14 protein-coding genes are annotated in these 12,935 nt (G+C 55.3%); 3 read left to right on the top strand and 11 right to left on the bottom strand.

Annotated features, from left to right (window positions below; genetic code table 11):
* From ACZAHD_RS17945 to ACZAHD_RS17930, 4 genes are all read right to left on the bottom strand, one after another.
* Window positions 1-604: FAD-dependent oxidoreductase (locus ACZAHD_RS17945; RefSeq protein WP_462457980.1), on the bottom strand; the 604-nt coding region annotated here is incomplete at its 3' end.
* Between the two features lie 10 nt (window positions 605-614).
* Window positions 615-935, bottom strand: coding sequence for an NIPSNAP family protein (locus tag ACZAHD_RS17940; protein WP_462457979.1), 321 nt, complete (start codon window positions 933-935; stop codon window positions 615-617).
* 14 nt (window positions 936-949) lie between these two features.
* Window positions 950-2,626, bottom strand: coding sequence for an FAD-dependent oxidoreductase (locus tag ACZAHD_RS17935; RefSeq protein ID WP_462457978.1), 1,677 nt, complete (start codon window positions 2,624-2,626; stop codon window positions 950-952).
* Window positions 2,623-3,444: a shikimate dehydrogenase family protein gene (locus tag ACZAHD_RS17930; protein ID WP_462457977.1), complete on the bottom strand. Its 822-nt coding sequence runs from the start codon at window positions 3,442-3,444 to the stop codon at window positions 2,623-2,625. The genes ACZAHD_RS17935 and ACZAHD_RS17930 overlap by 4 nt, the downstream gene beginning before the upstream one ends.
* A gap of 152 nt (window positions 3,445-3,596) precedes the next feature.
* On the opposite strand from ACZAHD_RS17930, the gene ACZAHD_RS17925 reads away from it, so the two are divergent.
* Window positions 3,597-4,355: an IclR family transcriptional regulator domain-containing protein gene (locus ACZAHD_RS17925; protein ID WP_462457976.1), complete on the top strand. Its 759-nt coding sequence runs from the start codon at window positions 3,597-3,599 to the stop codon at window positions 4,353-4,355.
* 52 nt (window positions 4,356-4,407) lie between these two features.
* On the opposite strand, the gene cyoE is transcribed toward ACZAHD_RS17925, so the two are convergent.
* From cyoE to ACZAHD_RS17890, 7 genes are all read right to left on the bottom strand, one after another.
* A complete protein-coding gene (gene cyoE, locus ACZAHD_RS17920; protein ID WP_462457975.1) occupies window positions 4,408-5,295 on the bottom strand; it encodes a heme o synthase in 888 nt (295 codons plus the stop codon).
* A gap of 11 nt (window positions 5,296-5,306) precedes the next feature.
* On the bottom strand, window positions 5,307-5,636 hold the full coding sequence (locus ACZAHD_RS17915) for a cytochrome o ubiquinol oxidase subunit IV (protein WP_132728431.1): 330 nt from the start codon (window positions 5,634-5,636) through the stop codon (window positions 5,307-5,309).
* Window positions 5,636-6,247: a cytochrome o ubiquinol oxidase subunit III gene (locus ACZAHD_RS17910; protein WP_434647245.1), complete on the bottom strand. Its 612-nt coding sequence runs from the start codon at window positions 6,245-6,247 to the stop codon at window positions 5,636-5,638. The genes ACZAHD_RS17915 and ACZAHD_RS17910 overlap by 1 nt, the downstream gene beginning before the upstream one ends.
* The gene (cyoB, locus tag ACZAHD_RS17905; protein WP_462457974.1) at window positions 6,237-8,228 is read right to left on the bottom strand and encodes a cytochrome o ubiquinol oxidase subunit I; all 1,992 of its coding nucleotides are present in this window, start codon (window positions 8,226-8,228) and stop codon (window positions 6,237-6,239) included. The genes ACZAHD_RS17910 and cyoB overlap by 11 nt, the downstream gene beginning before the upstream one ends.
* Window positions 8,229-8,247: 19 nt before the next feature.
* On the bottom strand, window positions 8,248-9,195 hold the full coding sequence (cyoA, locus tag ACZAHD_RS17900) for a cytochrome o ubiquinol oxidase subunit II (protein ID WP_462457973.1): 948 nt from the start codon (window positions 9,193-9,195) through the stop codon (window positions 8,248-8,250).
* Between the two features lie 480 nt (window positions 9,196-9,675).
* A complete protein-coding gene (ampG, locus tag ACZAHD_RS17895; RefSeq protein WP_462457972.1) occupies window positions 9,676-11,151 on the bottom strand; it encodes a muropeptide MFS transporter AmpG in 1,476 nt (491 codons plus the stop codon).
* A 44-nt stretch (window positions 11,152-11,195) separates the two neighbouring features.
* Entirely contained in the window at window positions 11,196-11,774 is a 579-nt protein-coding gene (locus ACZAHD_RS17890) for a lipoprotein (RefSeq protein WP_004858708.1), read from the bottom strand.
* 426 nt (window positions 11,775-12,200) lie between these two features.
* On the opposite strand from ACZAHD_RS17890, the gene bolA reads away from it, so the two are divergent.
* Window positions 12,201-12,518, top strand: a complete 318-nt coding sequence (gene bolA, locus ACZAHD_RS17885) for a transcriptional regulator BolA (RefSeq protein ID WP_462457971.1) — start codon at window positions 12,201-12,203, stop codon at window positions 12,516-12,518.
* Window positions 12,519-12,860: 342 nt separating this feature from the next.
* On the top strand, window positions 12,861-12,935 hold a 75-nt coding region (locus ACZAHD_RS17880; RefSeq protein ID WP_462457981.1), incomplete at its 3' end, for a hypothetical protein.

Below are 12,935 nucleotides of genomic sequence, written 5' to 3'. Positions count from 1 at the left end.
GGCCAGCGCGCAGTCGTTGCCAGCCGTGGCGCAGCAGGCGCCGGGCGGCATACAACGCTGAGTGCGGGGAGCGAGTTGCATTAAAAAAGTGCGCCATATCGCTACCGCCAGCGATGCCCATACCGGCTAGGCTGATGGTCTCCAGCGGTGGGCGCAGACGGTGCAGCCAGTCGCCAAGCAAGCGTCCGTCAAACGGTTGTGCCGTCACCGAACGCCCTCCCTGGGCGTAACCCGGCGACATGTGAAAATCCGGCATCTTACTGCCGGAGAGAAACTGTACCGCCGTATGGCGGCGGAAGAAGTCGATCATCTCCGGGCCCTGCTGCAGGAAGGTGAGCAGGCGGGCATCGGCGGGCTGGCCGTCCATTTCGTGCTGCAGATAGGTTAGCGGCGCTTCCTCTTCCTCCTGGATGCCCTCTTCGCGGGCGAGAGGATTGCGCGGTATCCACAGCCAGCCGCCTGACCAGGCGCTGGTGCCGCCAATGACCGACTCTTTTTCGGCCAGCAGGACGCTGGCGCCCTTGAGGGCGGCGGTCACCGCGGCAGAAAGCCCCGCCGCGCCGGAACCGACGACCAGCAAATCCACCTTTTTATGCCCGCTCATCTCCGGTCCCCTATTGCAGTGGTGAAAAATCAACGGGACGCAGCAGCACTGACTCCAGCCGCTCAACGGCCGCCAGTTCGCGGTTTTTACGTGAGAAGGTTAGCCAGCGTTCGTCCTGCGCCATACTCGCCCGGCGTACCAGGCGATCGTCGAGGCTCTCGTAAGCCCAGATATGCACCACCTGATTCACCACGCCGATTTCGGTGAAGAAAAAGCCTATCAGTTTGCCGAGGTGCTCGGTCTGTACGGCGTAAGCATCGCTTTTGTACAGCGCCAGCCAGTCGGCCATTTTCAGCGGATTGAGGGTGTAGGTGCGTTTTTCATAGATCATGGTGTTTCTCCTGGTTATGGGGTCTGTTGTTGTGCCATATGACGAGCAGAGAGATAGCCGAAGGTCAGTGCCGGGCCGAGTGTAATGCCGGGACCGGGGTAGGTGCCCGCCATCATCGAGTCCATATCATTACCCACGGCATACAGGCCTTTGATCGGCTGACGTTGTTGATTAAGGACCTGGGCATTTTCGCTGGTGACCAGTCCGCGCGACGTGCCGAGATCACCGGTATAGAGGGTGATGGCATAAAATGGAGCGTTGAGCAGCGGGGCATTGCAGGCGTTTGGCTGGTGGCCCGGATCACCCATCGCGCGGTTATAGCTGTTGCCGCCTTTGGCAAATTGCGGATCTTCTCCCTGCGCGGCGTCGCGGTTGTAGCGGGCGACTGTCCCGGCGAGCGCTTGAGCGTCAAGCCCCAACTGCCGGGCAAGCTGGGCGAGGGAGTCCGCTTTGAGCAGATAGCCGGCCTTGATCAGCGCATCGTTGTTCACCGGCGCGGGTCGCGCAAGGCCGAGACCGTAGCGTTTCATCGCCAGGGCATCGCAGATCAGAAAGCAGGGGGCGTTTTCGGGTTGGCTTTGCATGGCGCTGGCGAAGTGGTGGTAAGAGTTTGATTCGTTGACGAAACGCTCTGCCTTTTGGTTGACGGCGATAACGCCCGGCTTGGCCCGGTCGGTGACCAGATGCGGGAAGCGCTCTTCGCGCCCGTCGGCGTGGCGCAGTACCGAGACCGGCGCCCAGAAAAAATTGGACGACAGGTCGGCTCCTTCGCAGGCATTGAGTGCGCTGGCGAGACGGAATGCGGCACCATCATTGGCGGCCGGCGACATGGAGTAATGCTCGCGGGTATGCGGCCGGTAGCGTGCCGCCAGCTCGCCTGAGGCAAAGCCGCCAGCGGCCAGCACGACGCCGCAGTGCGCTTGTAAGGTCTCTTGTTGTCCGTTGCATTCAATATTGACGCCGGTGACTGCGCCTTCGTGCGCAATCAGAGAAAGGACGTTGACGTTGAGCCGGAGCGTCATGCCTTTGCGTAGCGCCACGGTGGCCATGCGGGCAATCAGGGCGTTGCCCATCGCCAGCCGGGTGCCACGCGGGTGGCTGATGCGATCGCGCGCGTAGCGCAGCAGCAGTTTCGCGCAGTGCGATAACGAGCGCAGCGAGCGGCGCATGTCCAGAAAATGCTGGATATCCACGCGGTTGACCATCATGCCACCAAATAACAGCATCCCTGGCGGGGGAGAGCGCAGATCGCGAAAGCGATCGCCGAGCTGGCGCCCGTCGTACTCGACAACCTCCAGCGCGCGCCCGCAATCCACGGCACCCGGCTCATCAGGATAATAGTCCGGTGAGAGGGGGCGCAGACTGTACTTCACCGCACCTTCTTTTTCGAGGAACGCCAGCGCCTCGCGCCCGGAAGCGACAAACGCATCGACGATGTCCGGACGATAGTTCTGTTCGCCGATGATCGTTTTCAGGTAGGTTTTGATCGCCTCCGTCGCGCCGCTTTTCCCCTCAGCGCGTGCCTGATCGGTATCGTTGATCCATACCGCGCCGCCGGAAATAGCCGAGGTGCCGCCAAACTGCGGCGCTTTTTCCAGCATCAGCACCGACAACCCTTTGCAGCAGGCGGTGACCGCGGCGGCAAACCCGCCGGCGCCACTGCCGATGACAATCACATCCCAGCTTTTCATGCCGCAGCCCCTTGTTCCTGCGGGATGGCTCCGATGAACTGCCCCATGAGTTTCATCTGCGCCAGCGCCATTTCGGGGCCGGTTTGTACCACGCAGTCGCGCGCCTGCGCAAAAGCCAGCAGCGGCGTGATCGCCGGCGCGGTAACGACGTCCGCGACGTGGGTTGTCGGGCTGAGGGTCTCCAGTAAAGCCTGCGGCAGTGGCAGAGGATCGAAGTTTGCCATCCCGGCCGGGGAGCCGTTTACCAGCAGATCAAGGCCACTCAGGGTGTCGGGCAGCGTAGTGAGATGAACCTGTGGAAAATGGGTCGCGAGACGGTTATGTAGCAACTGTAATGTGGTCGGATTCTGGTCGTGTAGCGCCAGCTGACGAATACCGGCTTCACACAGCCCCCAGGCGATGGCGCTGCCGACGCCGCCGCAGCCGGAGAGCAGCGCTGTCTTCCCTTCAGCCTGAAAACCGTGGGCCGCCGCGGCCAGAGAGAAGCCGACGCCATCCAGCATATCGCCCTGCAGACGGCCATCCGCCAGCTTGCGAATGACATTCACCGCGTTGAGATGGCGGGCGCGCGGCGTTAATTCATCAACCAGCGCGGCGGCGCGCTGTTTGTGCGGCACGGTGACCAGCACACCGCTCATGTTCTGCCATCCGCGTAACGCCAGCAAATAATCCGCTACCGCTTCCGGGGCGATATCGACCGGGATCATGACGCTGTCCATCTGCTGGTCGGCGAAGTAGCGGTTGAAGTTCTCCGGTGATTTAACCTGAGTAATCGGATGGCCGATAACGGCAACGACCTGCGTGAATCCACTGACCATTTCAAACCTCATTTGTTAAATGAATGTTGTGAAAGTATTTCAGCGGAACCTGAGAGCGACAACGCAGAATTCGGACGTATTGGTTGTTAATCGCACCACCACTGCGATAATCGCAGTGAATCGATGGTAATGTTGCAGAAATGTGAGCTGATATGCAAAACACAATACATCCGCGCGATTTGATAGTCGGTCTGCAAAAAGGACTGGCCTTGATTCAGCTTTTTTCCAAAGATTTTCCCCGGCTGACCGTACCTCAGGCGGCGAAAATGAGCGGCCTGACGCAGAGTGCGGCGCGACGTTTTCTGCTGACGTTGCTGCACGAGCGCTATGTGCAGACCGACGGTCGCTCTTACTGGCTGACGCCAAAAGCGCTGCGCCTCGGTCAGGCGTATGTCGATTCGGCACAGTTTCCGCGCATGGTTCGACCCATCGTTGAGTACATTGCCAGCCGGACGGAAGAGCATGCGTCGGTGGGCGTGGTTGATGAAGATGAACTGGTGTATATCGCGCGCAGCAAACATACGCCGTTTAACTCGACCTCGGTGAGGTTAGGGGAGCGGGTGCCGATATTTTGCACCGCCGGCGGGCGGCTCTGGCTGGCATCGCTGCCGGAAGACGAGTGTGAGGCGATTCTGCGGCGTATTAAGCGTGAGCAACGCACGCCGTATACGGTGACGGACGTGGCGTTGCTGATGGAGAAAATTGCTCTGGTGCGACGCCAAGGGTTTGCCGCTATCGAGCAGGAGTTTGAAATTGGCATGCTGGTTCTGGCGGTGCCCTTATCCGACAGGGAAGGGGTGTACTGGGGGGCGTTGAGCCTGACCTCTCACCAGTCGCGGACTTCGCTGGAGGCGTTGTGTCGCGACCATTTGGATCTGCTCTATAGCGCGCAGGCGATGCTGGTGGGGTAACTCTGCGGCAATAAAAAACCCCGCCGGAGCGGGGTTGGTCAGAGCGACAATCTTATCTGACGTAGGCCAGCAGATTGTGTGAATCCGGCACCATAAAGTCGACGGACATCATCACCGACAGCGCGGTAATGGCGACGATAGAAAAGACGAACAGCTTACGCGCCCAGACTTTGTCATCCGCCACTTTGTAACCGCGCAGCGCCATCCCCAGCCACCAGACGCTCACCGCGGCCGCAACGACCAGGTATTTGTACCCGGCGTAGCCGCCCAGAGAGAGCATCAGCGTGGCGACAGCAAAAGCCACGATGTACAGCGTAATGTGGTTTTTGGCCACGGAAATGCCTTTCACCACCGGCAGAACCGGAATGTTCGCCGCCTGATAATCCTTGAAGCGGAAAATCGCGATGGCGTAGGAGTGAGGCATCTGCCAAAGGCTGAAGATAGCCAGCAGAATTGCCGCGCCACTATCGAAATTACCGGTTACCGCGCAGTAGCCAATCACCGGCGGCGCAGCGCCGGAGAGAGAACCAATCAGCGTACCGTAGACGGAGTGGCGTTTCATGTACAGGCTGTAGACGCCGACATAAACCACGAACCCCATCACCCCCAGCCAGCAGGCCAGGGGATTAGCGCCAAACCACAGGAGCATGAAGCCAGCAATACCCAGCACGGTGGCGTATACCAGCGAAACTTGTGGCGAGATCAACCCTTTGACCAGCACCCGGTTTTTCGTCCGTTCCATCTTACGATCGATGTCACGGTCGATGTAGTTGTTGAATACACAACCCGAGGCGACCACCAGGGACACCCCAAGGAGCGTCCATGCAAACAGCGGATAGTCGATGTGACCCTTGGAGGCCAACAGGAAACCGCCGATCACGGAGATCAGGTTGCCAAAAATGATGCCAGGTTTCGTTACTTGCAGGTATTGCTTAAACATACTTGCCGCTCTTAGTGCATCATCATGTTGTAGTTCAGGTTCCACATAATCCAGATGGAGCCAACAACAACGATAGCAATGATGATTACGGTGAAGATAAACGCGGTCAGGTTCCAACCTTCGTCAGACTTGCTGTTCATGTGCAGGAAGTACACCAGGTGTACCACAATCTGCACCACAGCAGTGACCAGGATAGTTCCCAGAATAGCCGCATGCGATGCGGAGCCACTCATAACCATTGCAAACGGAATCACCGTCAGAATGATCGACAGGACGAAGCCTGTCATGTAGCTCTTTACGCTGCCGTGAGAAGCGCCGTTATGATCGCTAGAATGACTCATTACATTGCCCCCATCAGATAAACAACCGAGAACACACAGATCCACACCACGTCCAGGAAGTGCCAGAACAGGCTCAGGCACATAATACGGGTGCGGTTAGTTGGGGTCAGGCCGCGACGCGAAACCTGGACCATCAGCACCGCCATCCAGATCAGACCAGAGGTGACGTGCAGACCGTGAGTTCCGACCAGCGCGAAGAACGCGGACAGGAAGCCGCTGCGATCCGGGCCCATACCTTCAACAATCAGGTGATGGAATTCATAGAGTTCCATCGCGATGAACCCTGCCCCGAAGAGGAAGGTCAGCGCCAGCCAGGAAACGACCTGGCTTTTGTTGTTTTTGTACATGGCGATAGCCGCCATGCCGTAGGTGATGGAGCTGAACAGCAGCAGCGCGGTTTCAACCAGAACAAACGGCAGCTCGAAAATATCTTTACCGGTCGGTCCGCCAGCCGTGCCGTTCACCAGAACGGCATAGGTAGCAAACAGCGTGGCGAAGATAATGCAGTCGCTCATCAGGTAGATCCAGAAGCCGAATACTTTCATCGGCCCTGTATCGTGGTGCCCGTGTTCGTGCGCGTGGGCGTTATGCGCAAGAGTATCAGTTGCCATTTTTCAGCCCTGCTTTGTTAATCTCATCGAAATGCTGATTTTCCAGTTTTTCGACTACTGCAACCGGCACGTAGTAATCCACGTCCTCGTCAAAGCTCTTAATAATCCAGGTCACCAGGATACCGACGAAGCTTGCAATCGCCATCCACCAGATGTGCCAGATCATCGCGAAACCAAACACCGTTGCGAAAGCAGCAATAACGATGCCCGCGCCGCTGTTTTTCGGCATATGGATCTCTTCATAGCCGGCCGGTTTCTTATACGCTTCGCCTTTTTCTTTCATTTCCCAGAACGCGTCACGCTCGTGAACGACAGGAACGATAGCAAAGTTGTAGAACGGCGGCGGAGAAGAGGTTGCCCACTCCAGAGTACGGCCGCCCCACGGATCACCGGTCAGGTCGCGGTTCTGATCGCGATCGCGGATAGACACGTAGAACTGAATCAGCTGGCAGAGGATACCGCAAGCAATCAGCGCCGCACCGCATGCCGCAACAACCAGCATCGGGTGGAATTGCGGGTCAATCTGCTGGCTCAGGCGACGGGTCATCCCCATGAAGCCCAGCACGTACAGCGGCATAAATGCCACGAAGAAGCCGATGATCCAGAACCAGAAGGCGCGTTTGCCCCAGGTTTCGTTCAGCGTGAAGCCGAAGGCTTTCGGCCACCAGTAGGTCAGGCCAGCAAAGCAACCGAATACCACACCGCCGATAATAACGTTATGGAAGTGGGCAATCAGGAACAGACTGTTGTGCAGGACAAAGTCCGCGCCCGGTACCGCCAGCAGAACGCCGGTCATACCACCAACAGAGAAGGTCACGATGAAGCCGATAGTCCACAGCATGGCTGAGTTGAAGACGATACGGCCCTGGTACATGGTAAACAGCCAGTTGAAGATCTTCACCCCGGTCGGGATGGCGATAATCATGGTGGTAATACCGAAGAAGGCGTTGACGTTCGCGCCGGCACCCATAGTGAAGAAGTGGTGCAGCCAAACGATGAACGACAGAACAGTAATACACACTGTTGCCCATACCAGCGAGGTATAGCCAAACAGACGCTTACGCGAGAAGGTTGCGGCGATTTCGGAGAAGACCCCGAAGACCGGCAGAACCAGGATGTACACTTCCGGGTGGCCCCAGGCCCAAATCAGGTTGATGTACATCATCATGTTGCCACCCATATCGTTGGTAAAGAAATGGGTGCCCAGGTAGCGGTCCAGGGTCAGCAGCGCGACGGTGACGGTCAGGATTGGGAAGGAGGCGATAATCAGGATGTTGGCGCACAGGGATGCCCAGCTAAATACCGGCATCTTGAACATTGTCATGCCAGGGGCACGCATCTTGATAATCGTTACAAAGAAGTTAATACCGGTTAACGTCGTACCGATACCGGATAGCTGGAGAGCCCAGATCCAGTAATCGACCCCAACGCCCGGACTGTACTCGATTCCCGACAGCGGCGGATAGGCCAGCCAACCGGTCTGTGCGAATTCACCAACGCCCAGAGACAAGTTAACCAGAATCACGCCCACAACGGTGAACCAGAAGCTCAGGTTGTTGAGGAACGGGAAGGCAACGTCACGCGCACCGATCTGCAGCGGAACCACGAGGTTCATCAGACCGATAACAAACGGCATCGCTACGAAGAAGATCATGATAACGCCGTGGGCGGTAAAGATCTGATCGTAGTGGTGAGGTGGCAGGAACCCTGCTTCCCCGGCCGAGGCCAGCACCTGCTGGCTACGCATCATAACGGCGTCAGCAAAGCCACGCAGCAACATCACGATTGCTACGATGACATACATGATACCGAGTCTTTTGTGGTCAACCGAAGTCAGCCACTCATTCCAAAGGTAGGACCACTTACCGAAGTAAGTGATTGCCGCCAGAAGCGCCAGTCCCCCGATGATAATCGCAGCCACCGTAACCACAATAATGGGTTCGTGGTAGGGCACTGCATCCAGTGTAAGTTTTCCGAACATCGTTTTCTTCCTCGGCCCCTTAGTGAGCGGTTTCCGCGTGGCTCATGTCCATGCCTTCCATCCCTTCGTGCGCTGCGTGCTCGCCTTCAGGTTGGGACATATCCATGCTCTTGCCATGAGACATAAATTTGTTCACAACATCTTTAAACAAATCTGGTTTCACGTCAGAGAAGTATTCCACTTTGTTGTATTCGCTAGGCGCAGCCAGTTTGTCGAACGTTTCCATGGAGTCCATGGCGTTCGCAGACTGTTTGGCTTTCGCTACCCACTGATCGAAGGTTGCACGATCCGGCGTGGCGATAGCTTTGAACTTCATTCCTGAGAAGCCCGGGCCGCTATAGCTGGCGGAGATACCGTCATAAGTACCAGGTTCGTTCGCGATGAGGTGCAGTTGAGTCTGCATACCGGCCATTGCGTAAATCTGGCTACCTAAACGTGGGATAAAGAACGAGTTCATCACGGAATTGGAGGTCACTTTGAAGTGTACCGGTACGTTCGCCGGGAAAGCGATTTCGTTGACGGTAGCAATACCTTGTTCCGGATAGATGAAGAACCATTTCCAGTCCATCGAAACAACTTCGATAGTGATGGGGTTTTCATCGTGAGCAAGTGGTTTGCTCGGCTCTAATGCGTGAGTTGTTTTCCAGGTCAGAACGGCCAGGAACAGGATGATCAGAATAGGAACCGTCCAGACCACCGCTTCAACTTTGTTGGAGTGTGACCAGTTCGGGCTATACTTCGCATCTTTATTGCTCGCACGATACTTCCAGGCAAATCCTACTGCCATCAAGATGGCGGGAATAACGACAATCATCATCAGGCCAAAGGCCGTCAGTATCAGAGAACGTTGCTCCAGTCCAATCTGTCCTTTTGGGTCTAGGAGCGCAGAATCACAACCACTGAGTAATACAGTACCTGCGATTAATGACATCCATCCCAAACTTTTATTGTATTTCCTAAGTCTCATTGAACGACCTCAATTCCACGGAATTTGGTGGCGCTTAAAGTGTACGGGCATTTTACGGGAAGGTTGCATTACTGTAAACATGATTGGGGCTGTGTCAGTTCTGTGTTAGTGGGTTCTGCTCGCTTTGTCACATATGTAACCGAGTGTGACGTTGGGGCTTGCAAAGCCCGCTATATGTAGGATCTATAACGAAAGAGATAAGAATGTATTGGCTTATAGAAGAATGAGTATAAACACTCGAAAAACAACACAACTAATTAACAATTAATTATCAAATAAAAGACATTGCGAAGTGGCGATATTAAATCGGTTTTGCTGAATCGGTTAAATTATTTAATGTTTTGAATAAAAGTTGTCAATAACTTCCAAAAATGTAAAGCGCACAAAACAACAAATGAAAAATGAACAATATAAAATCGTTAATAAGCCGTTATAATTACGATCAGTGATTACAACGGCTAATAACACTGGAATTGCACGTTAAATCAGCGCTCTCTTCCGTAACGCCAGATAATCAAGCAGACTTCCGAGCACAACGCCGGAGATGGCCGTGACGGCCGCAATTTCCAGCAACGTGGGCAGGAAGGAAAAAGAGGTGAAGTCGAGGGCATTGAGTATCAGCAACAACAGCCATACGCCCAGCATCAGCGAGCCCGCAGCCAGAATCAGCAGCGCCAGCGCATAAGTCTGCGGATAGGTCGTGCGCGGGATAAAGCTGCCGGTGCGTTGCGTGTACTCCAGAGTTTGTCGGCAAAGCAGCAGGAGCAGAATTCCCGGGACGGCGGCAAAGACAGAGAACAGATAAAACGTTGGCCAACCGTGAGCTTCGACGAACCAGCCGGCAATCGGCCCGACGTACACGCGACCAACAGCCGATAGCGCGGACAGTAAAGCAAACTGGGTGGCGGAAAATGATTTATTACACAGCGTCATTAGCAGGGCGACAAATGCCGCCGTGCCCATACCGCCACACAGGTTTTCGAAAAAGACCGCCGTCGCCATGGAGTAAAGATGTTTATCGGTAATCGACAGCAGCCAGTACCCGGCATTGGATACGCCCTGCAGCACGCCGAAAATCAACAGGGCGCGAAACAGGGTGAGGCGCTGCATTAATATGCCGCCGTAGAGTGCGCCAACAATCGTCGCGAAAAGTCCCAGCGTTTTATTGACCATTCCGACCTCACCAGCATCAAAACCAACCCCGCGAATCAAAAACGTGGTGGTCAGACTCATCGCAAAGGCATCGCCGAGCTTATAAAGGACGATTAACAGCAGGATCAACCAGGCGTTGTTGCGTCCGAAGAAATCGCGCAGCGGTTCGGCGACCGCCTGCTCGAGGCTTTTCGGTACCGGAATGACATCACTCGGTTCTGGCGCCATCAAGGTGGCGATAATACAGGGGATCAGCAGCACGGCCATCAGCCAGTACATTCCCTGCCAGCCGAGCCAGCGGTCCGCCAGCCATAGCGCCAGACCGCCGGATACCAGCATCCCCAGGCGATAGCCCAGCACGCTGATGGCCGCACCTGCGCCACGCTCCTCGGCTGGCAGCACATCGGTTTTCCATGCGTCGAAAACGATATCCTGCGATGCGGAGCAGAAGGCGATAACGACGGCTAATGCTGCCATCCAGCGGAGCTGGGTTGCGGGCTCAAGGAACCCCATGGCGGCAATGGCGATAAGCAGCAGAAACTGTGTGGTCAGCAGCCAGCCGCGGCGCCGGCCAAGAAACGGCGGCGTGTAGCGGTCCATTAACGGCGACCAGAGAAATTTAAAGACGTAGGCCTGACCAACCAGCGAGAAGAAGCCGATCGTTTTCAGATCGATATTTTCAACGGTCATCCACGCCTGAAGCGTGCCGGAGGTCAGCGCGAGAGGTAAACCGGAAGCAAACCCAAGGATCAGCAAAATAGCTGATTTAGGCTGCTGGAAAATGCGTAAGTAGTGGTTAGACATGGCTTATGGCGCAAACCCGGCCTCAGGCCGGGTTTGCTTAACGATCAACGCGCGTTTTGCTTGATGAAATCATGAATGCTGGTGTCCTGCGCCATATCGGCGATGGTATCGGTCAGGACGCTGTTCACCGCATTGGCGATATTCTGGTTGGAGGCCTGGAAGGCGCCTTCAACAGAGTAGCTTGCGCGATAGTTTTTGGTCATTTTGGTGCCGTTAGCGGCGGTGGCGATAATCGCGATATCTGCCTTCGTCGCGATGTTGTATCGCACGTTGCCCTGTGAAACGTCGGCATACAGTTTATTCACGATGATCTGCAAATCGACCGCGCCGTTCGGCCCAATCATATAACCGCGGGCGGTCATTTGTTTTTCCAGCACTTCCTGCAGCAGGAAGCGCAGATCGCGGGAAGCGGTCAGCGTGACCTGCTGGTTATCGCGGGTGACCTTCGCCAGCGCCTGATCCGGACGCTGATCCGCACCGTTAATACTGACGGTGACGCCCATCAGGCTTGGGTCCTGCTGTGGCAGGCTCATTTTCGGCGATACATCAATGGTGGTCGGAGGCGTCGCGCATCCTGCCAGCATAAACATCGCGACCAGCGGAAAAAGAATTTTCTTAAACATGTTCAGGGTCTCAGCGCATGGTGTTGTTATACCCGTCATACTTCAAGCAACAGTTGCGTTAGCGGCTCTTGTTCGCCCTCATCACTCACTTCAGCAAGCACCTGAGGACTTTCCCGTTTGTAGCCTTTCCGTCGCTCAAATTTATTTGGGGTCATTGAGGGAATTACCGCCATCATAACATCGCCAACGGCGAGGGGAAGTAGCTACGCATGTAAATTCATCGCGTTGTTCATTTTATCGCCGCCCCCCATTTTTATCGCGATTCTGGCGGGTGTTGTGGGGGAGAGTGTGAGTAAACTTGATACTTTTGAATGAAAATATCACAGGAATGCTAATTTTTTGTTGTTTTCCCCTAATGGAAACGGTAAAAGCGGCTAACATTTAAAAGGAATGGCGGCATCTCAGCGTTGTCGGAGGAGAGAATTCATGATGATACGTGAACAGATCGAAGCAAAACTTAGGGCAGCGTTCGACCCCGTGTATCTCGAAGTCGTGGATGAAAGTTATCGCCACAATGTCCCGGCTGGCTCTGAAAGTCATTTTAAAGTGGTGTTGGTGAGCGATCGTTTCACCGGTGAGCGTTTTCTGAACCGTCACCGGATGATCTACGGTACGCTGACTGAGGAGCTGTCGAACACTGTGCATGCGCTGGCGCTGCATACCTATACGATTAAAGAGTGGGAAGGACTTCAGGACACGGTCTTCGCGTCTCCTCCTTGTCGCGGCGCGGGAAGTATCGCCTAGAAATCGTATTTGCAACCGCGGGAACTTTTCCAGTATGTTGCGTGAAGATTTATCAAAAAACGGCCTGCGGGCCGTTTTGTTTTGTCTGAAAATGTGCGCAGTGGGTACTTTTGAAGGCAAATTTGCGCGGGAAATGTGAAAAATGCCGCAGCAGTGGGCGACAACCGTTCTCGACTCACAAAAGTGATGCCGCTATAATGCCGCGTCTTATATGAATGTCTTCGGGATGATTCTGGCGACAGGGAATGTGTTTCTGATTGAAGAGGGCATCCCGGTTCTGCGAAGCAACGTACACGCGCTTCCAGAGTTGACCGAGCACTGTGATTTTTTTGAGGTAACAAGATGCAAGTTTCAGTTGAAACCACTCAGGGCCTTGGGCGCCGTGTAACGATTACTATCGCCGCTGACAGCATCGAG

It is taken from the genome of Raoultella sp. (assembly GCF_039594335.1).
Taxonomy (GTDB): domain Bacteria; phylum Pseudomonadota; class Gammaproteobacteria; order Enterobacterales; family Enterobacteriaceae; genus Klebsiella.
The sequence above is the reverse complement of the archived record's forward strand: the minus strand, read 5'-3'. Positions and strand labels throughout refer to the sequence as shown.